Source organism: Streptococcus oralis (assembly GCF_026782285.1).
Classification (GTDB): Bacteria; Bacillota; Bacilli; order Lactobacillales; family Streptococcaceae; genus Streptococcus; species Streptococcus oralis_CG.
On sequence record NZ_JAKUWG010000007.1, the window covers coordinates 364504 to 384271 of the forward strand.

Sequence of the window (19768 nt, forward strand, 5' to 3'; positions counted from 1 at the left end):
CACAAGAAAATATATAATATAGTTGAGATGGAAAAACGTTTTTCAAAAGGAGGTGCACATTATGTTCTTAGGATTCTACTTCCGTTTTTGGTTCAGCATTTGGTGGCGTTAATAGAGGTTAGTGGTTGTTAAATTAAACTCAAATAGCTTTATGCCAGTAAGAAACTGAATATTCAGTTTAATATGAGTTTTATTTTTTCTAGTAAATTAACGTTTTCTATCACAACTCTATTGCAGTTAAGCTATGATATGTGATGATTGTCAACCCTATCTTATTAACATTTTTATGGTCTCGAGAAATCTTATTTCTTGGGACTTTTTCTATTGTTTGAAAGGTTGTGTGTTGATTCTGTTGAACTAGGAGAACAAAAAAGACAAGCTACTTTAAAAAGTAATTTGTCTGTTGTTGGGTCACTTTTTATTGAAACACACGATAAACGTAGGGATTTTCTGGTTTGTCTACTTTTGTGAAACTCTCAACTTCCAGTGTTGGGAGTTTTTGTTTGAGTTCTTTATGGTAGTGGAGAGTGAGAGTTCCTTTGGCAGTAATCCAGGTATTGTCAGGATACTGGCGTGAGTTTCCCTTAGTCAGGAGTCCATATACACCAGAGTCTGCGATACAGTGAATGATCCCAAAGCGAAAGAGGAACTGGCTATCTTGATGGCTAGGATCGTTATAAACAAAGCCTGTAAACTCGATTTGCTTTCCTTCAAACTCTTGAGGATAGTCATAGAGAACTTCCATGACCTCCATATAGTTTTCGTCTGTAACCTGAATGATTGGCTGGGATAGGTATTTATCAGCAGTAGCCCTCATTTCCTTTTCATAAGCAGATTTAGAAAAATAGGTGCTGGTATCGGGTTTGAGGTATTGACTGGATGTTCCTTCGCTTGCCTGAATAGCAGTATCGATTCCCTCAGCAAGCGGGAAATGATAACCTTTGGCAGATACGGTTCTCGAGTCCAAACTTACTGTAGGAAAGGCAACTCCAATCAATAGAGGTAGTGACAGTAAAAGGATGCTGATTCGTCTAGATCGGCGACTTTCCAAATGGCTGTGAGAATTGATTTTCTTGATCCAGATATAGAATTGGACCAGAGCCAACAGAAGAGAAAGGATCATGGAGATATAGACTAGATAGGAATAGTGGAGGTTGATGTAGTGGCTAAGCTTGCCAGATAGCTTCAGATAAAGGGTCAGAGCAAAATAACCTAGTAGAATGATAAATCGGATCATAGCATCACCCCCATCATGTAAGAATAAAGCAAGACAAGCACTGTCACGATGCCCATGAATTGCCAGATGAAGCGCGCTTTGAGATAGTGTTTCATCATGAAGAGATTTTTGATATCAAGCATGGGGCCAATGACCAGAAAGGCAAGGACTGGCGCTAGGCCGAAGCTCGAGAGGAGAGAAGCGCCGATAAAGGCGTCCGCCTCGCTACAAAGAGAGAGGAGAAAGGCTAGAAACATGAGCAAGAGAATCGCAAGGACTGGACTAGCACTGATAGAGGTCAGGATCCGAGTCGGGACATAGACCTGCACGATAGCCGCAAAGAGACAGCCAAAGACCAAGTAACGCCCCATATCGAAAAACTCATCAATAGCCTGTATAAATACCTGAAAGACTTTTCTAGCAGGACTCAAGTGTGAAAAGTCATGTTCATGGCAAGCGATAGGGTCTTCTTTTTGAATGGGTTCCTTCCAGAAAAATCCTAGGAAAATTCCAAGCACCAAAGCAATCACAATAGCTCCCAGCGCTCGCAAGAAGGCAAGTTTTATTGAATTACCAAAGGCAGAGTATGTAGCGAAAAGAACGATGGGATTGATGATAGGAGCAGTCACCAGAAAGGGAACTGCCGTGTAGCTGGGCACTTTCTTTTCTAAAAAACGATTGATGATTGGAACGATTCCACACTCGCAGGATGGAAAGAGAAAGCCAATGAAGGTACCAAAAAAGATCCTCCCCCAACGATTGCGAGGAAGAAACTCATAAACTTTATCAGGTGTGATATAGACCTCAATCAATCCCGAAATGAGACTCCCAATCAGGACAAAGGGAAGGGCTTCAATCATGATGGAGAGAAAAATAGCTCCCGCTTGTAATACACTAGGAGGAAGAGATTGGAAAATCGTCATCTATTTTTTCTTCTCAACTTTTTCTTTTTTGTCTTTGTCATCTGGGAAAGTGACTTGTGTTAAGTCAGGAAGTTTGGCGAATTCTTCAAACATCTTGTCCAAGTCGTCGGTTTTTGTAAATTTAACAGCCATGGCCTTACCTCTTTTCTATATTCTACCTCTATTATACTATTATTTTGTGGAAAAGGGATTATTTTTATTTTGATAATCAAAGATGCAAACACAGGTAAGGAAAAACAAGAGCAGTTCCTTATGGTATAATAGATTCATGGATAAAAAATATGAAAAAATCTCCCAAGATTTGGGTGTAACCTTAAAGCAAATCGATACCGTTCTAAGTTTGACGGCTGAAGGGGCGACAATTCCCTTCATCGCGCGTTATCGGAAGGACATGACTGGTAGTCTGGATGAGGTAGCGATTAAGGCTATTATCGATTTGGATAAAAGTCTGACAAATCTCAACGACCGTAAAGAAGCTGTCTTAGCTAAGATTCAAGAACAAGGCAAGCTGACCAAGGAATTGGAAGAAGCTATCTTAGCTGCAGAAAAATTAGCAGACGTAGAGGAACTCTATCTTCCTTATAAGGAAAAGCGTCGAACCAAGGCAACCATTGCCCGTGAAGCTGGACTCTTTCCTCTTGCTCGCTTAATTTTGCAAAACGTAAATGACTTAGAGAAAGAGGCCGAGAAGTTTGTCTGTGAAGGATTTGCGACTAGTCAAGAAGCCTTGGCTGGAGCAGTTGATATCTTGGCCGAAGCCTTATCGGAAGATGTCAATTTACGTGCTATGACCTATCAGGAAGTGTTGAGACACTCTAAAATCACTTCGCAAGTCAAGGATGAAAGTCTTGATGAAAAACAAGTTTTTCAGATTTATTATGATTTTTCAGAGACTGTTGGCAACATGCAGAGCTATCGTACCTTGGCTCTCAATCGTGGTGAGAAACTAGGTGTCTTAAAAGTCGGATTTGAACATGCGACAGACCGTATCCTATCTTTCTTTGCTGCCCGATTCAAGGTGAAAAATGCCTATATAGATGAAGTTGTTCAACAGTCAGTTAAGAAAAAAGTCTTGCCTGCTATCGAACGACGCATTCGGACAGAATTGACTGAGAAGGCAGAAGAAGGGGCTATCCAACTCTTTTCTGACAACCTGCGCAATCTCCTCTTGGTTGCTCCGCTGAAAGGGCGCGTGGTTCTAGGATTTGACCCTGCCTTTCGTACAGGTGCCAAGCTGGCAGTCGTTGATACGACAGGGAAAATGCTGACGACTCAAGTCATCTATCCTGTTAAACCAGCATCAGCTCGTCAGATTGAAGAAGCCAAGAAAGATTTGTCGGACTTGATTGGTCAATACGGTGTGGAAATCATTGCAATCGGAAATGGAACGGCCAGTCGGGAAAGTGAAGCTTTTGTGGCGGAAGTTCTGAAAGATTTTCCAGAAGTTAGCTATGTTATCGTCAATGAAAGTGGCGCTTCGGTTTACTCTGCCAGTGAACTAGCTCGTCAGGAGTTTCCAGACTTAACCGTTGAAAAACGCTCTGCTATCTCTATCGCCCGACGTTTGCAAGATCCTCTTGCTGAATTGGTCAAAATCGATCCTAAGTCAATCGGTGTCGGCCAGTACCAGCACGATGTCAGTCAGAAGAAACTGTCTGAAAGTCTGGATTTTGTCGTGGATACGGTAGTTAACCAAGTCGGTGTCAATATCAATACAGCTAGCCCAGCTCTGCTTTCCCATGTTGCTGGACTCAATAAAACCATTTCTGAAAATATCGTCAAATATCGCGAGGAAGAAGGCAAAATCACTTCACGCGCTCAAATTAAGAAGGTTCCTCGTCTAGGTGCCAAAGCCTTTGAGCAAGCTGCAGGTTTCCTCCGTATCCCTGAAAGTAGCAATATCCTTGATAATACTGGAGTTCACCCAGAAAACTATGCTGCAGTTAAGGAGCTTTTGAAACGCTTGGATATCAAGGACTTGAATAAAGAAGCCCAAAGCAAACTCAAGTCCCTTTCAGTCAAGGAAGTGGCGCAAGAACTTGACCTTGGACCAGAAACCCTTAAAGATATCATTGCTGACCTTCTCAAACCAGGTCGAGATTTTCGTGACTCTTTTGATGCTCCAGTTCTCCGTCAAGATGTCTTGGATATCAAAGACTTAAAAGTGGGCCAGAAGCTGGAAGGTGTAGTGCGTAATGTCGTTGACTTTGGTGCCTTCGTTGATATCGGGATTCACGAGGACGGCTTGATTCACATTTCTCATATGAGTCGCAAATTTATCAAACATCCTAGCCAAGTGGTGTCTGTTGGAGATTTGGTAACGGTTTGGGTTAAGAAAATCGATACTGAACGTGAAAAAGTCAATCTGTCGCTCCTAGCTCCAGATGAATCTAACTGAGTATGTTCAGTCTGTTTCCCTCGAAGACTTTGGTAGGCCTTTTACCCATCAAGCCCAGTGGAATTCTCGTCTGCGAACGACAGGTGGGCGATTTTTCCCTAAGGATGGGCATTTGGATTTTAATCCCAAGGTCTATAATGAACTTGGTTTGGAAGTCTTTCGCAAGATCGTGCGCCATGAGCTTTGTCACTATCACCTTTATTTTCAGAAAAAGGGGTATCGCCATAAGGACCGAGATTTCAAGGAACTTTTGAAAGAAGTGGATGGACTACGCTTTGTACCACCTTTGAGAGCCCAAAGTAGTTACCTAGTCTATCAGTGTCAATCCTGCCAGCAATCCTATCAACGAAAGAGGAAGATTGATACCAAACGCTATCGCTGTGGCGTATGCCGTGGTAAACTCGTTATCTTAAATCGGCCTAAGGACTGATGTTTGTGAACCTGTTTTATGCTATACTACTTGTAAGAATACCGAAAGAGGAAATAATCATGAATACAAAATTTTATAAAGTGAGACGAAATCGCATGGTATCGGGAGTTTTAGCTGGTCTATCAGACAAGTGGAATTTTGATGTAACCTTAGTCCGCTTTCTCTTCGCCATTTTTACCGTAGCAAATTTTGGAATTGGTGTGATAATATACATCATACTTGCCTCTATCCTGCCAACTAAGGAAGAGATTGATGCGGAAATGTATGGAACAGGACCACGAAAAATCAAAGAAGCCCAACCAATAAATAATGATGATGGCTGGTTTTGGTGAGATTTAACAGGAAGTATTTATTATTTGCACTATGTTACTTAAAAGAAGCAGCATAAATGACTGAAAATCCCTTGTGGTTATTTAGCCACAAGGGATTTTGGTATTTAAGTATATTCTTTTCCATCTTGAGAGAGATGAATTACCTGATCAGCCATTTTCCAGATACTAGGATTGTGAGTTGCGATGATAATTGTTCTATTAGCATTACGAAGTTCAAGGAGAATTTCCATAATTTCCTTGGAATTTTTTGGATCTAGCGAGGCGGTAGGCTCATCGGCTAAAATTAAAGGAGGATCTTTCAGGATAATCTTAGCAAGTGCTACGCGTTGAGCCTCACCACCAGATAATTCATAGATTTTTTGGTTGAGGCTTAGATAATCTAGTCTGACAGCTTGTAGTGCTTGAAGAAGAAGTCTCTCTTTTTCTTGTTTCTTGTTCTGCTTTTTGCCAATCAGTCCCAGCTCAAGGTTTTCTCGAATGGTCTGACTTTCTAATAGTCCGAAGTTCTGGAAGAGATAACCTAGCTCGTTACGATAGAATTCCTCATTTTTTAGAGAAGTCAAAGACTTTCCTTTGTAAACGATTTCTCCTTTGTCGAAAGTCTCTAGTTTTGCAAGCATATTGAGCAAAGTGGTTTTTCCACAACCACTATCTCCTATCAAAGCATACACCATACCACTTTGAAAATTCAGATTCAAGTCTGAAAAAATAATACGAGAACCAAATTGTTTCCAAATATGTTGTAATTCAATCATACTATCCTCCTTTGATAATGCTAGCATAGGTTTTACTTTCCTTCTTATCACAGATTTTTAATAGAAGAATAGCTAAACTTGAAAAGCTGAGAAATAGAAACAGCGTAATCCATAAATTCTTAGAGATATATAGTGCTATACTACTTCCAATGAAGAGAGCTGCTATTTGAGAAGTGATATATCTATTGTGTAATTCAAAGAAATAATAGCCTGCTATTTTTTTCAAGAATATGGTTTTGCGAAAGGCTTCAAAATAGAGCAGATTTAAACTTGTAAACAGCAAAATTGAAGTCAAAATAGCAAACATAGCACTCGCTAAGTTACTAAAAATTTCGATTTTAATTTTTTGATTTAACTGGAGATAGGTTTCCCTAGCAGACGATAGCCCTGAGACCATTTGATCAAGTTGATAGTGTTTCAAAAGTTCTTGTGTCTGGTGGAGGTCTGTAAAATAGAGATATTCTAGATTTGTAAACCAGAAGATGGAGGAAACCTTACCAAGTGCTTTAGGAGAAAGCACAAGAAAGATGGGATTTGATAACCATTGATCATAAGCGATATGGGTGGTATTATAAATGAATACATCTTTTTTTTGATCAGTATAAGTTATACTAACTTCGAAAGTTTGATTAGACTTGCTACTGTATAATCGGTTGGTTAACTCTTGTTGCAAGGTTGATTTTATATCTTTTTCATTTTTTTGTAGTTCTTCTGGGAGTATGGCAAGGATCTGTCCATCTTTGAGGGTGTTGATTTTTTGAAAGGTTTCTGATGATAAGTCCATATCTTCCTTTTGGAAGTAGCTGGGCGTGACGTAGAGAATATTTTTTCCTTCCACACCATAAGGGTTATTTTCAGTTTCATTATGATTTGAGGTAGCTTGCTTAAGAGCTTGCTCAACTAGATTATGTTTAATAAGGAAGGCATTCTCATTATCTATAGCATGCTGAATAAAGTCAAACCATTTATCAGCATTTGTCTGCAGTTCATCTAAATTTTTCATCTGACTGGAACGCCCTGTTTTAAGAGTAACAACATTGGAGCGTTGTTCCCAAGTAGCTTGTCCAGCCTCATTTTTCTCAAGTATATGATAGTAAGTAGACATACGTCCAAATCCTACAATAACCAGTAGAATGGCAAGTACCTGACCAAAGTAGAGAATGCGTAGAATTGACTTGATTGGTAATTTTCCTTTGATGATAGAGAGGAGATGGACTTTTTTTAAAGAAATGGTAAAAAGAAAGGCAATTAGAAGACTAAGTAAGAGAAGTAGGCTATTGTAAAGAATAAAAAGTATTCCTAGAAAAGTCTGAACTTCATAAGGATATCCCAAGGAAATGAGCAAGATACATGCTATCAGCAAAGCAGGTAGACCAAAAAGAAGGATATCAAGTCCGTCTCTTGCGAGAGAACGAAAGAAGAGATAGCTCAGCCGCTCTCCAGAAATCAATCTAATCCCTGACTGAGAAAGAGATTGAATCTGACCGATAACAATTAAAGCTAAGAAAGTCAGCAAAAAGATTAACATACTGATGAGCTGATCAGGTTGGGTAAAGATGGCCAGTACGAAGGATACTCTGTCATTTTCAAATGCATTCGCTTTTTCTAGTCCAAGTTCTTTCAGATGAGTAGCCAATTCTTGACTAGTTAGGGATCCGCTGATAATATTGTAGTTGTTGAGAAGATCGCTCTTGTGAATGCTTTCTTGACTTGCTGGAGGCATCCAGTCTGGGAGTTGCCCATCTCCAAAAGCTTCGTAGAGAGTTCTTGATTTTCCATCACTATCTACTTCCCAAATGGTTCTTGCGATGAGACTATTATGTTTTCTAGCAAGGCTGTCTAATTCTTGTTTGAGGGTAGTATAATCGGCTTGTCCACTGTGTACAGCCACACCTGAAAATAGGCGTTGAGGAAGAGCTTCTTTCCAAAAGGACAGAGTCGCAATGAGGAAGAAAGTTAAAAGAAGATTGCTGATGAAGAGAAAAACACGTTTCATAGGAACCTCTTTCTAAAAAAGAGGGAGCTGAACCTCCCTCCTTATAGCAGTGATACGAATGATAGTTTAGCACCTTTAAAAATAATTAGCAGAAAGCCAATTCTTTTACAAGATGTTAAGGAAAGCCTTTTCATAACTTAATTTTACTATTTTTTTAAGAATAAAACAAGCAATGACAGGACTTCTTATAGTAGCCATTTTCAAAAAAATTCCTCAATCTTACAAAAATGTAAGATTAAAGTCTCTTTTGTAAGGTTAGGTTATGGCAGGCCGCCTTTTTTTACGATAAACTAGACTCGTAAAGAACAAAGGAGCAAAACCATGAAAAGAATCTTACAAAAGAAAACAAGAAAACCAAGTCAAAAAGATATCGAGCGTGTTCAGCTGGGATGCGCTATGATGCAAGCACAGTTTCAATTGATGGGATATTAAGAAGGAGAAAATCATGACACTTTTAGATGTAAAACACGTTCAAAAAATCTACAAAACACGTTTCCAAGGCAACCAAGTAGAGGCCCTCAAAGATATTCACTTTACCGTGGAAAAGGGTGACTACGTTGCTATCATGGGAGAGTCTGGCTCAGGGAAGTCTACCCTACTCAACATCCTAGCAATGCTGGACAAACCAACTCGCGGGCAGGTTTACCTAAACGGAACAGACACAGCAACTATTAAAAATTCACAGGCTTCAAGTTTCCGTCGTGAGAAGTTGGGATTTGTCTTCCAAGATTTTAACTTGCTAGATACCTTGTCTGTTAAGGACAATATCTTGCTTCCGCTAGTTTTATCAAGAAAACCCATCACTGAGATGATGAAGAAATTGGTAGTAACAGCTGAAAATTTGGGCATCAACCAATTGCAAGAGAAGTACCCTTACGAGATCTCTGGTGGGCAAAAACAGAGGGTAGCAGTAGCACGCGCCATCATCACAGAACCTGAAATTCTCCTTGCGGATGAGCCAACTGGGGCACTTGACTCCAAGTCATCTGCCGCTCTTCTAGATGTTTTTGATGAAATCAATGAACGCGGTCAAACCATTCTCATGGTGACCCACTCAACGGCGGCAGCCAGCAGGGCCAAGCGCGTTCTCTTTATCAAAGACGGAATCCTCTACAACCAAATCTACCGTGGAGACAAGACAGAGCGTCAGATGTTCCAGGAAATCTCTGATACTTTGACTGTTATGGCAAGCGAGGTGAATTAGTATGTTCCGATTAACCAATAAGTTAGCGGTATCTAACTTGATTAAAAACCGCAAACTCTACTATCCCTTTGCCTTAGCTGTTCTCTTAGCAGTGACCATCACCTATCTCTTTTATTCATTGTCACTTAATCCTAATATTGGCAAGATTCGAGGGGGAGAAACTATCTCTATGACGCTTGGTTTCGGTATGGTGATTGTCACTATTGCCTCAGCTATCATTGTCTTTTATGCCAATAGTTTCGTCATGAAAAACCGTTCCAAAGAACTAGGGATTTACGGTATGCTGGGTCTCGAAAAGCGCCATCTAATCAGTATGGTTTTTAAGGAGCTTCTTATTTTTGGCTCCCTAACCTTGACAGCTGGTCTTGGCCTAGGAGCTCTCTTTGATAAGCTAATCTTTGCTCTGCTTCTGAAGCTAATGAATATGAAGGTGGAGCTCGTAGCAACCTTTCAACCAATAGTCTTTATCCTAGTTCTCATTGTCTTTGGGGCAATCTTCCTAGGTTTGATTTTTATCAATGCCTTTCGGATTGCACGTATGAATGCCCTTCAGCTCTCTCGTGAGAAGGCCAGTGGTGAGAAAAAAGGACGTTTCTTAAGTCTTCAAACTATTCTAGGTTTGATTAGTCTGGGAGCTGGTTATTACCTAGCAGTTACAGTCGAAAACCCACTTTCTGCTGTTCTGATTTTCTTCGTAGCAGTTTTGTTAGTAATTTTGGGGACTTATCTTCTCTTCAATGCAGGGGTTACAGTATTCCTACAAATCTTGAAGAAAAACAAACGTTACTATTATCAACCTAACAACATGATTTCCGTATCCAATCTTATCTTCCGTATGAAGAAAAATGCGGTTGGTCTGGCGACGATTGCCATTCTTTCAACCATGGTCTTGGTGACCATGTCTGCAGCAACGAGTATCTTCAAGGCTTCAGAGACTTTCAAAAAGGTCATGAATCCACATGATTTTGGGATAACAGGACAGAATGTTGAAAAAGAAGACATCGAAAAACTCTTGAGCCAGTATGCTAGCGATAAGGGATTGACTGTAACAAAGAAAGAAGTCCTTACATACAGTAACTTTGGTGTGGCAAATCAAGAAGGTACAAAATTGACAATTTTTGAGAAAGGTCAAAATCGTGTTCAACCGAAAACTATTTTTATGGTCTTTGACCAAAAAGACTATGAGAATATGACGGGGCAAAAACTTGCACTTTCAGGTAAGGAAGTTGGATTGTTTACTAAAAACAAAGAACTTCAAGGACAAAAAGAACTGACTCTGAATGACCAGACTTACACAATCAAGGAAGAAATCAAAAAAGATTTTATTCTTGAACATGTCCCAAATCAGTACAATATTCTAACTTCGGACTATAACTATCTGGTTGTTCCTGACTTGAAAGCCTTTCTTGACCAGCATCCTAATTCTTCCATCTTTAATCAATACTATGGGGGTATGAATGTAACAGCTAGTGAGGACGAGCAACTTAAAATTGCAGATGACTATTCAAAATTCGTTAACAACTTTAATAGGGAATTAAACAAAGAAGGAAGCTATGTTTACGGAAGCAATCTGGCTGATAGTAGTGCGCAGATGAGTGCTCTCTTTGGTGGAGTCTTCTTCATCGGTATCTTCCTCTCTATCATCTTTATGGTGGGAACAGTTCTTGTCATCTACTACAAACAAATCTCTGAAGGGTACGAAGATCGCGAACGATTTATCATTTTGCAAAAAGTCGGTCTCGATCAAAAGCAAATCAAGCAAACCATCAACAAACAGGTCTTAACTGTTTTCTTCCTTCCTTTGCTCTTTGCCTTCCTACACCTCGCCTTTGCCTATCATATGCTTAGCCTCATCCTAAAAGTCATTGGTGTGCTTGATGCAACCATGATGTTGACCGTTACACTTTCCATTTGTGCTATCTTCCTCATCGTCTACGTTATGATCTTTATGATTACCTCTAGAAGCTATCGCAAGATTGTGCAAATGTAAAAAAGATACCTCGATATTTGTCGAGGTATTTATTTTATCCTAAATGCTAAAGAGTTGTCCAAACAGGTAAGTCACTCCCATGGTCAGAAGTCCGATACAGAGGTTACGGATCATAGCAGTTTTCGTAGGAGCCTTGCCTAGTTTAGCACTGGTATAGCCTGTGATGAGAAGAGAAAGGGCTACGATAAAGACAGTAGCAGGGATCCGATAGTCACTTGGAAAGACGGTAATCGAAAGCATAGGAGGAAGACTTCCTAATATAAAGGCGATAAAGCTAGAAATAGCAGCATGCCAAGGATTGGTAAATTCTTCGTACTCGATACCGTATTTTTCCTCGACAAGGGCTTTGAGTGGATTTTTTAAAAAGGCCTTGTTAGTCAGGAGTTGGGCGGACGTTTCACACTCACCATTTTGCAGGTAAGCAGCATAGAGGGATTGTTTTGCAGATTCAATGTCTTTATTCAAGAGTAATTGCTCTCTAGTGACAGCGGCTTCTTCCGTGTCTTTCTGAGTGGATACAGAGACATATTCGCCACCTGCCATAGAAAAAGCACCAGCGAGAATAGCGGCCAATCCTGATAAAAAGATAATCCAGATATTGCTCGTCGCACTAGCAACACCGATAACGACTCCAGCGATGGAAATAATCCCATCATTGGCACCGAGAACACCTGCACGCAGGATATTGAGTCGTCCTGCAAAGTTTGCATCAATTTCATGTTTCAATTCTGTCATAGTCATCTCCTTTCTCTCCATTATAGAGAAAAGAGTAGGGGAATACAAACTTTTTAAACTATCTGAAAAAAGTTCTACGATTCTAATTTTTAAGCGCTTTCTAATTTTGCCGAAAAATGCTACTTCAAATTCTCAAATATTAAATTTTCTGACAATTTATTGAAAAACTAAGGAAAGGATGTTATAATGGAACGTAAAATAAATTCAGGCTTCCAGAACCAATAGGAGTATCTAATGAAAAAACTAGGTGTTGTCCTTTTATCTTCTGCATTGCTATTGACAGCATGTGCAGTCCGTTTTGAAAAATCAACCGAGACAAGTGATTCATCTAAGGTGACAGCTTTATCAGATGACAAACAAAAACTACTTGATAAGGCAACCGCAGATTATAAGACCTTTGTCCAAGGACAAATTGACAAACTCTTAACGGATACAGAAGGATTTGTCCAGCTTTTAAAAGACGGAAAACTGGAGGAAGCCAAGAAAGCTTATCCACTTGTTCGTATGGCTTATGAACGTTCAGAACCAATCGCTGAGAGTTTTGGTGAGTCAGATGTTAAGATTGACTTTCGTCTAGCAGACTATGTGGATGAAAATAAGACTGAGGAAGGTTGGTCAGGTTTCCACCGTATCGAGCGTATCCTTTGGGAAGAAAACACAACTAAGGGAACCGAAAGTTATGGTGATCAGCTTGTCAATGATATCAAAGAGTTGAAGGCTAAGGTAGCGACTGTTGAAGTAGATCACAAGATTATGTTGACTGGAGCAGTTGACTTGCTCAATGAAGTGGCGACAAGCAAGATTACGGGTGAAGAGGAAATCTACTCTCATACAGATTTGTACGACTTCCGCGCTAATATCGAGGGAGCTGAAAAGATATTCCAACTCTTTAAACCTTTACTAGAAAAATCAGATGCTGATTTAGTTAAAGAATTAGAAGCTGATTTCAAATCTGTTAATAGCTTGTTGGACAAACATATGACAGATAAGGAACACTACAAACTTTATACAGACTTAACCAAAGAAGACACCAAAGAATTGGCTGAAGCCGTGACAAAACTTGGTGAACCTCTATCACAAATGGGCAAATTTCTTGATGGAGAATAAGCAGTATGACTAAGAAAGACGAAAAGTTTTTTGAGAAAAAAATGGACCGTCGAGAATTTCTAAAAAAAGCGGGTATTGGAGGTGCTGGTCTAGCACTTGGTCTCTCTGGTGCCTCCGCTTTTTTAGCGCCTAAGCTAGACAAGCAGGAAAAAATCTCGTACGGTAATGAAAAGATTGACTTTTATGGGAAACACCAAGCGGGTATCACGACCCCTATGCAGAAGAATATCTATTTTATTGTCCTAGATTTGCATACGACAGATAAAGATAAGATTATCCAGCTTTTTAAGGATTGGACGGATTATAGTGCCAAGTTGGTAGAAGGAGAATTGGTCAAAAAGGATGGTCAGAATGCCCTCTTGCCACCTAGTGACACTGGAGAAACCGTGGGGTTAAATCCTCATCGTTTAACGCTGACTTTTGGTGTGTCTGCTAGTTTCCTGAAAAAGATGAATTTGGAGCACAAGCGTCCTCAACTTTTTAGGGATTTTCCCCCCTTTCCAAAGGAGCAACTGCGTGAAAAATATACTGGGGGAGATATTGTTATCCAAGCCTGTGCAGATGACGAGCAAGTTGCTTTTCATGCTATTCGCAACCTCATTCGTAAAGGGAGAAATGCAGTGACCCTCCGTTGGAGCCAATCTGGATTTGCTGCTATTGGGGATCGTATGGAGACACCACGCAACCTTTTTGGTTTCAAAGATGGAACAGCCAATGTGACCAAAGAAAAGGATTTTGATCGTGTTGTCTGGGCCGACAGCAAGGACTGGATGGAAAATGGATCCTATATGGCCGTTCGTCGCATCCAGATGTTTCTCGATACCTGGGATCGAACCAACCTTGAAGAGCAAGAAAATACCTTTGGTCGCTACAAGGAAAGTGGCGCCCCCTTTGGTAAGAAGAATGAGTTTGATGAAGTTGGTTTGAGTCTTTTACCAGATGATTCGCATGTTCGATTAGCCAAAGAGGTAGATAAGCCACTCTTACGACGATCCTATTCATACTCAGATGGCATTGATGAAAAGACTGGACAATTTGACACAGGCTTACTCTTCATCTCTTTCCAGAAAGATCCAGACAATTTTGTCAAGGTTCAAACCAACCTCGGAGCTACAGACAAGATGAATGAGTATGTAACCCACATCGGTAGCGGTCTTTTTGCCTGCTTTGGTGGAGTAGAGAAAGGAGGCTATATTGGTCAGAAATTATTGGAAGACTAGTATTTGTTTTTTTGCTTTGTCTTTTCTCTTGTTAGCTATGTCTCCTGTTCGTGCAAAGGAAAGTCTGAGTTCTTATTTTGTAAAGATTACGGATGCCTCTCAGGCTTTAAAAAATGGAAATCAGGAAGAAGCCAAGGTCCTAGTTGGAGAAATGGCGACGGATTTTGAAACAGTAGAACATGCTGATTCAGATGCTGGAAAGGCTGTCAAGGAAAAACTTGCTCTGTCAGGGGAGATTAGTGAAGAAAACCTGACACAAATCTCTTCTGCCCTTCTAGCTTTTGAAAAAGAACAAAATCCAATAGATCTGAATGCGGAGAAGGAAAAACTTGTCAGTCGCTTAAGACCACGTTTTGAGACTTTGGATAAGGCGATTTCTTCAAAAGATATAGAGCAAGTCCGAGAAGCCTATAAAAAAATGAATTCAACTTGGACACTCAATGAAAGTGTCGTCCGCGATAACAGTACAGCTCATTATGGTCAAGTAGAAACAGCTATTTCTTTCTTACGGAGTAGCATTGAAACAGAGCCGACAGATTATGATGCTATCCAGTCTTCTTTTAATGACTTAAAAACTGCCATTGATAACTTCGTAGATGGCAAAGAAGTGGCGACAAGTTCCTCTAATCTAAGTCTCAAAGATGGCATTTCCCTTCTCAAAAAAGCCTTGGAAGAATTTAAAGCTGGAAACCTGACGGCAGGGACAGCTGCCATGAAAGAGTTTATTACTATATGGCCAACTGTTGAAGGTTCTGTTAGTACGACCAATCCTTCCCTCTACACCCGAGTCGAAAGCGAAAGTCCTGTAATCATGGTCAAGGGAAGTGAGAAGGAATATCAAGAAAAATTAGAAAAACTAATTGCGGATTTATCTCAAATTGATACGACTGCAAGCTACAATGCTTTTGATGCCATGCTCATTCTCTTACGTGAAGGAGTAGAGGCCCTCTTAATCGTCATGGCTCTAGTCACAACTTTAAAAGCAGCCAAGATGCGCAAAGGACTCAAGTGGGTATACGGTGGAGCCCTAACAGGTATCGTTGCGAGTCTAGTGATTGCATTTATACTACAAATTTCCTTTCCTGCTGTAACATCGGGGGCCAATCGTGAAATTATCGAAGGAGTTGTTGGTATTTTCGCAGTCGTTATGATGATTTTGATTGGTATCTGGCTTCACAGTAAATCCTCGGTCAAAAAATGGAATGACTTTATGGATTCGCAGATGAAAACTGTGACCAAGACAGGTTCATTCATTTCCATGTTTGCACTTAGTTTTCTAGCTGTTTTCCGTGAAGGAGCAGAGACCATTCTATTTTACGTAGGGATTTTACCGAGAATATCTCGTTTTGAGTTTATCCTAGGTATTTCTCTAGCTTTGTTAGTCTTGCTGATTATTGCATTTCTGATGAACAAGGCGAGTCAATTCTTCCTACCTCATAAGGTCTTCTTCATATTGACGTGGATGATTTATGCTCTTGCCTTTAAGATGCTTGGAGTTAGTGTGCATGCTCTGCAGCTGACAAATATAGCACCAAATCACCTGCTATCAAGTTTCCCAACTATCGACCTATTGGGCATCTATCCAAGTTGGGAAGGTTTGGGAAGTCAGCTAGTATTTTTGATAATTGTTTTGGTTGTCACATTGAGACAGGGTGAAAAGTAGATGGATACAAAAGAATTGACAATCGTTGAACATCTGATAGAATTTAGAAAGAGATTCATTGCTGTTATAGTCTGCTTTTCTATAGTCTTTTGTGGAGCTTTATTGTTTGCTGATCAGCTTTATTACTATCTGACTCAGTCCTTTAATCAAAAGTTGATTGTATTAGGTCCAAATGACATTCTGTGGATTTATTTGCGCTTGGCGAGTCTGATGTCCTTTACAATTACGCTACCTTTTACAGTTTATCAGATTTGGAGTTTTATCAAACCAGGATTGAAAACAGAAGAAGCAAGAGCAATCTTTGTCTATATTCCAGCTAGTTTTATTAGCTTCATACTTGGTCTGGCCTTTGGATTCTACTTTGTGACACCAGCCTTACTTCAAGTGCTTTTAGGTCTTGGGGAAGGATTATTTGAAACTCAATTAACGGCGCAGAACTACTTAGCCTTTGTTTTTCAAACAACCCTACCCTTGGGTTTCATCTTTGAATTGCCTGTCATCATCGCTTTTTTAACGTCGATTGGCTTGATTGGACCAGGGCTCTTAGTTACCTATAGACGTTATGCCTACTTTATTTTATTGGTGTTAGCTGTTATTTTGACACCAGCTGATTTTATTAGCGATCTAGCTATGACTGTTCCTTTAATCTCGCTCTATGAGCTTAGTATTGCAATTAGCAAGAGTATTGTAAAGAAAAAAATGAAAGGAGAAAAGAATGGGAATCTTACGTGATATCGGTGCTCCAGGATTGATTATCATTGTTCTAGGTGCACTCTTAATCTTTGGACCAAAACGATTACCAGAACTTGGTGAATCAATCGGTAAAATGCTGTCTGAGTTTAAAAAGGCAGTTAAAGGAGTTGGTGACCAAGATCAGGAAAAGTAATCTATTCCATAATCATAAATAAAAACAAGAAAGTTAGGAACTGTAGCTGTCTAGGCCTAGGTGAGCAATTTCCTAGCTTTTTATTGTATTCTTAAAAGTGATTTTAAGTTTTCTTTAAGGTTTGTATTATATTCTAAAGAACTCTATATTAACCGAATGTTGAGTAAAAAAATATAGAGGGAAATCTAATTTTATTTCTCAAATTTTAGATAGATAGTTTTCTGTCTTTTTTTCATGATGGAGACAGATTGTGATATAATAGATAGTAATGAGTTTTTTAGAATAAACTAAAGGAGAATATAAATGATCTATGCAGGAATCCTAGCCGGAGGAACTGGCACACGCATGGGAATCAGTAATTTACCAAAACAATTCTTAGAATTGGGTGATCGTCCTATTTTGATCCACACAATCGAAAAATTTGTCTTGGAGCCAAGTATTGAAAAAATTGTAGTTGGAGTTCATGGAGATTGGGTTTCACACGCTGAGGACCTGGTTGACAAGTATCTTTCTCTCCACAAGGATAGAATCATCATTACCAAAGGTGGTGCTGATCGTAATAGCAGTATTGAGAAGATTATTGAAGCCATTGATGCCTACCGTCCAATTACTCCAGAAGATATCGTGATTACGCATGACTCTGTTCGTCCATTTATCACGCTCCGCATGATTCAGGACAATATCAAGCTCGCTCAAGATCATGATGCAGTTGACACAGTAGTAGAAGCGGTTGATACCATTGTCGAAAGTACCAATGGTCAGTTTATCACTGATATTCCAAATCGTGCCCACCTCTATCAAGGTCAAACACCTCAAACCTTCCGCTGCAAGGATTTCATAGATTTGTATGGTTCCCTATCTGATCAAGAAAAGGAAATCCTGACGGATGCATGTAAGATTTTTGTTATCAAAGGGAAGGATGTTGCCCTAGCTAAAGGGGAATATTCAAACCTTAAAATCACAACTGTGACAGATTTGAAAATTGCAAAAAGCATGATTGAGAAAGACTAAGGCTATGATTAATCAAATTTATCAACTGACTAAACCAAAGTTTATCAATGTAAAATACCAAGAAGAGGACATTGATCAGGAGAATCATATCCTTATCCGTCCAAATTATATGGCGGTTTGTCATGCAGACCAACGTTACTATCAAGGAAAACGTGATCCAAAGATATTGGCTAAAAAGCTTCCTATGGCTATGATTCACGAGTCTTGTGGAACTGTTATTTCTGATCCAACTGGGACTTACGAAGTCGGCCAAAAGGTCGTCATGATTCCAAATCAACCGCCTATGCAGAGTGACAAGGAGTTCTACGAAAACTACATGACAGGAACCTACTTCCTATCTAGTGGTTATGATGGCTTTATGCGAGAATTTGTCTCTCTTCCAAAAGACCGAGTTGTTTCTTATAATGACATTGAGGACACAGTTGCTGCCATTACCGAGTTTGTGAGTGTCGGTATGCATGCCATGGATCGTTTCTTGAATCTTACTCATAGCAAACGAGAGCGTATTGCTGTTATCGGAGATGGTAGTTTGGCCTTTGTGGTTGCCAATATTATCAATTACACTCTACCAGAAGCAGAGATTATCGTGATTGGCCGTCATTGGGAAAAACTGGAGCTCTTCTCTTTTGCAAAAGAGTGCTACATCACGGATAATATTCCAGAGGATTTGACCTTTGATCATGGATTTGAATGTTGTGGTGGTGATGGTACGGGTCCAGCTATCAATGACTTGATCCGTTATATTCGCCCACAAGGAACGATCCTCATGATGGGAGTCAGCGAATACAAGGTCAATATCAATACACGAGATGCCTTAGAAAAAGGCTTGCTCTTGGTTGGTTCATCTCGCTCAGGACGAATTGATTTTGAAAATGCAATTCAGATGATGGAAGTCAAAAAGTTTGCGAATCGTCTGAAGAATATCCTTTATATCGAAGAACCAGTGAGAGAAATCAAGGACATTCACCGTGTCTTTGCCACCGACCTAAATACTGCTTTTAAAACAGTATTTAAGTGGGAAGTGTAGAAGATGGAGGTTAATTGTGGAGAAACTCATCAGAGAAAAAATTTCTTCTTTGCTATCTGAAGAAGAGGAAGTCCTCAGTGTTGAACAACTGGGTGGCATGACCAACCAAAACTACTTGGTTAAAACAACCTCCAAACCCTATATCGTTAAATTTTTCGGAAAAGGGACTGAAAAGCTCATCAATCGTCAAGATGAAAAATACAATCTTGAATTGTTGAAAGATTTGAATCTTGATGTCAAGAATTATCTTTTTGATATTGAGTCAGGAATCAAGGTAAATGAGTACATTGATTCTGCCACAACGCTTGATTCCACTTCAATCAAGACCAAATTTGAAAAGATTGCCCCGATTCTACAAACCATTCATGGATCTGGTAAAGAACTAAGAGGGGAATTTGCTCCGTTTGAAGAAATCAAAAAATACGAATCCTTGATTGAGGGGAATATCCCTTACGCCAACTATGAAGCCGTGAGAAAAAAAGTATTTTCACTAGAGAAAAGATTGGCTGACTTAGGTATTGACAAAAAGTCTTGTCATATCGATTTGGTGCCAGAAAATTTCATCGAATCACCACAAGGACGCATGTATTTGATCGACTGGGAATACTCTTCTATGAATGACCCGATGTGGGATTTGGCAGCTCTCTTTTTGGAGTCTGAATTTACAAATCAGGAAGAAGAAGATTTTCTAACCTACTATGAGAGTGACAAAACTCCAGTATCACGTGAGAAGATTCGTATCTATAAAATCTTGCAAGATACTATCTGGAGTTTGTGGACAGTGTACAAAGAAGCTCAAGGGGCTGATTTTGGAGATTACGGTGTCAATCGTTACCAAAGAGCTGTCGAAGGTTTGACTTATTATGGAGGTTAGG

At 39.7% G+C, this 19768-nt stretch carries 19 protein-coding genes; 13 read left to right on the forward strand and 6 right to left on the reverse strand.

Annotated elements, in window-relative coordinates:
- Nucleotides 1-418: 418 nt before the first annotated feature.
- The 3 genes from MK403_RS06925 to MK403_RS06935 are packed head-to-tail and all read right to left on the reverse strand — an operon-like array spanning nucleotide 419 to nucleotide 2271.
- Nucleotides 419-1237 carry a TIGR03943 family putative permease subunit gene (locus tag MK403_RS06925; RefSeq protein ID WP_268709375.1) on the reverse strand — a complete coding sequence of 273 codons (819 nt, stop codon included), beginning with the start codon at nucleotides 1235-1237 and terminating at the stop codon, nucleotides 419-421.
- Nucleotides 1234-2139, reverse strand: coding sequence for a permease (locus tag MK403_RS06930; RefSeq protein ID WP_268709376.1), 906 nt, complete (start codon nucleotides 2137-2139; stop codon nucleotides 1234-1236). Before MK403_RS06930 ends, MK403_RS06925 begins: the two co-directional genes overlap by 4 nt.
- Nucleotides 2140-2271: an SPJ_0845 family protein gene (locus MK403_RS06935; protein ID WP_000268696.1), complete on the reverse strand. Its 132-nt coding sequence runs from the start codon at nucleotides 2269-2271 to the stop codon at nucleotides 2140-2142.
- A 136-nt stretch (nucleotides 2272-2407) separates the two neighbouring features.
- On the opposite strand from MK403_RS06935, the gene MK403_RS06940 reads away from it, so the two are divergent.
- Genes MK403_RS06940 through MK403_RS06950 form a run of 3 tightly spaced genes read left to right on the forward strand, consistent with a single transcriptional unit; the run spans nucleotide 2408 to nucleotide 5299 of the window.
- Complete coding sequence (locus MK403_RS06940) at nucleotides 2408-4537, forward strand: Tex family protein (protein ID WP_268709377.1); 2130 nt, start codon at nucleotides 2408-2410, stop codon at nucleotides 4535-4537.
- Nucleotides 4524-4967, forward strand: a complete 444-nt coding sequence (locus tag MK403_RS06945) for a SprT family protein (protein WP_268709378.1) — start codon at nucleotides 4524-4526, stop codon at nucleotides 4965-4967. Before MK403_RS06940 ends, MK403_RS06945 begins: the two co-directional genes overlap by 14 nt.
- Nucleotides 4968-5026: 59 nt before the next feature.
- A complete protein-coding gene (locus tag MK403_RS06950; protein ID WP_268709379.1) occupies nucleotides 5027-5299 on the forward strand; it encodes a PspC domain-containing protein in 273 nt (90 codons plus the stop codon).
- Nucleotides 5300-5403: 104 nt separating this feature from the next.
- Here MK403_RS06950 and MK403_RS06955 read toward each other — a convergent pair whose 3' ends face one another.
- Both MK403_RS06955 and MK403_RS06960 read right to left on the reverse strand, forming a co-directional pair.
- Nucleotides 5404-6054: an ABC transporter ATP-binding protein gene (locus MK403_RS06955; protein ID WP_000571616.1), complete on the reverse strand. Its 651-nt coding sequence runs from the start codon at nucleotides 6052-6054 to the stop codon at nucleotides 5404-5406.
- A gap of 1 nt (nucleotide 6055) precedes the next feature.
- Nucleotides 6056-8050: a DUF1430 domain-containing protein gene (locus tag MK403_RS06960; protein ID WP_268709380.1), complete on the reverse strand. Its 1995-nt coding sequence runs from the start codon at nucleotides 8048-8050 to the stop codon at nucleotides 6056-6058.
- A gap of 445 nt (nucleotides 8051-8495) precedes the next feature.
- Here MK403_RS06960 and MK403_RS06965 point away from each other — a divergent pair, with 445 nt between their 5' ends.
- Nucleotides 8496-9254: an ABC transporter ATP-binding protein gene (locus MK403_RS06965; RefSeq protein ID WP_000173369.1), complete on the forward strand. Its 759-nt coding sequence runs from the start codon at nucleotides 8496-8498 to the stop codon at nucleotides 9252-9254.
- A gap of 1 nt (nucleotide 9255) precedes the next feature.
- Complete coding sequence (locus tag MK403_RS06970; RefSeq protein WP_268709381.1) at nucleotides 9256-11244, forward strand: ABC transporter permease; 1989 nt, start codon at nucleotides 9256-9258, stop codon at nucleotides 11242-11244.
- 39 nt (nucleotides 11245-11283) lie between these two features.
- On the opposite strand, the gene MK403_RS06975 is transcribed toward MK403_RS06970, so the two are convergent.
- Nucleotides 11284-11979, reverse strand: a complete 696-nt coding sequence (locus MK403_RS06975) for a VIT1/CCC1 transporter family protein (RefSeq protein WP_268709382.1) — start codon at nucleotides 11977-11979, stop codon at nucleotides 11284-11286.
- Between the two features lie 234 nt (nucleotides 11980-12213).
- Here MK403_RS06975 and efeO point away from each other — a divergent pair, with 234 nt between their 5' ends.
- The 8 genes from efeO to MK403_RS07015 all read left to right on the forward strand — a co-directional run bounded on the left by efeO (nucleotide 12214) and on the right by MK403_RS07015 (nucleotide 19767).
- Nucleotides 12214-13086, forward strand: a complete 873-nt coding sequence (gene efeO / locus MK403_RS06980) for an iron uptake system protein EfeO (protein WP_125453493.1) — start codon at nucleotides 12214-12216, stop codon at nucleotides 13084-13086.
- 5 nt (nucleotides 13087-13091) lie between these two features.
- Complete coding sequence (efeB, locus tag MK403_RS06985) at nucleotides 13092-14306, forward strand: iron uptake transporter deferrochelatase/peroxidase subunit (RefSeq protein WP_268709383.1); 1215 nt, start codon at nucleotides 13092-13094, stop codon at nucleotides 14304-14306.
- Nucleotides 14281-15969, forward strand: coding sequence for an FTR1 family iron permease (locus MK403_RS06990; protein ID WP_268709384.1), 1689 nt, complete (start codon nucleotides 14281-14283; stop codon nucleotides 15967-15969). Before efeB ends, MK403_RS06990 begins: the two co-directional genes overlap by 26 nt.
- Nucleotides 15970-16701 carry a twin-arginine translocase subunit TatC gene (tatC, locus tag MK403_RS06995; RefSeq protein WP_268709385.1) on the forward strand — a complete coding sequence of 244 codons (732 nt, stop codon included), beginning with the start codon at nucleotides 15970-15972 and terminating at the stop codon, nucleotides 16699-16701.
- Nucleotides 16685-16855: a twin-arginine translocase TatA/TatE family subunit gene (locus MK403_RS07000; RefSeq protein ID WP_038805334.1), complete on the forward strand. Its 171-nt coding sequence runs from the start codon at nucleotides 16685-16687 to the stop codon at nucleotides 16853-16855. The genes tatC and MK403_RS07000 overlap by 17 nt, the downstream gene beginning before the upstream one ends.
- Before the next feature lie 303 nt (nucleotides 16856-17158).
- Nucleotides 17159-17866 carry an IspD/TarI family cytidylyltransferase gene (locus MK403_RS07005; protein WP_268709386.1) on the forward strand — a complete coding sequence of 236 codons (708 nt, stop codon included), beginning with the start codon at nucleotides 17159-17161 and terminating at the stop codon, nucleotides 17864-17866.
- Between the two features lie 4 nt (nucleotides 17867-17870).
- Nucleotides 17871-18893, forward strand: coding sequence for a ribitol-5-phosphate dehydrogenase (locus MK403_RS07010; RefSeq protein WP_268709387.1), 1023 nt, complete (start codon nucleotides 17871-17873; stop codon nucleotides 18891-18893).
- 16 nt (nucleotides 18894-18909) lie between these two features.
- Nucleotides 18910-19767 (forward strand): phosphotransferase family protein, encoded by an 858-nt coding sequence (locus tag MK403_RS07015; protein ID WP_268709388.1) that lies wholly within the window; start codon nucleotides 18910-18912, stop codon nucleotides 19765-19767.
- The last annotated feature ends 1 nt before the right edge of the window (nucleotide 19768 follow it).